The organism is Vibrio sp. 704 (assembly GCF_033339295.1).
Genome location: NZ_JAWOUH010000752.1, coordinates 1 through 580, shown reverse-complemented (window position 1 = coordinate 580; position 580 = coordinate 1). Strand labels below are relative to the sequence as shown.

The 580-nt window shown below is 46.9% G+C and carries 1 pseudogene; it reads right to left on the bottom strand.

The annotated features are described in order from the left end of the window. Nucleotides 1–580, bottom strand: a pseudogene (mukB, locus tag R7R24_RS28905) (chromosome partition protein MukB); the annotation flags it as partial.

Below are 580 nucleotides of genomic sequence, written 5' to 3'. Positions count from 1 at the left end.
CTTTTCAATGATGCCAATACTTGGTTGTATTGGTTCATTTGACCTTGCGCTTGTTTCAACTCTTCACGAGAGCGTGTACGCATTTGCTCAGCCTGAACCAGCTTCGCTTTTAACTGCTCACTAAGTTCACTGCTTTGGTTAAGCAAATCAACGGAGTCTGAATACGCAAAGTAGTGACGACGCTCAACGAGATCAGACAAGGCAAAGATCTGCTTCTTCAATTCTTGAAGTTGCTCGTCCGCGGCTTTGTATTCTGCTTCTAGCGCATCGAACTGTTCAGGGTCTGCATCAAGTGCAGAAGCAATTTTTTCAAGCTCAGCCACGGCTTTCGCGTGGTTGTTCAAGAACGCTTTCGCTTCCGACAGTTGCGCAATTTTCTCTTCCAGCTCGTCGAAACGCGCTTGCAGCGTATCGTCTTCAATCAGAGCCATGTTTGGTGCGAGCTTGTCTAACGAAGACAGAGCTTGCTTGCTAGTTTGAAGCTGAGAACGATGTTGTTGTCCTTTCGCTTCCAAATCAGCCAATACACGAGCGATTTGACCACGTTCTTCGCGAACATTTGCCAATGCTTGTTCTGGGT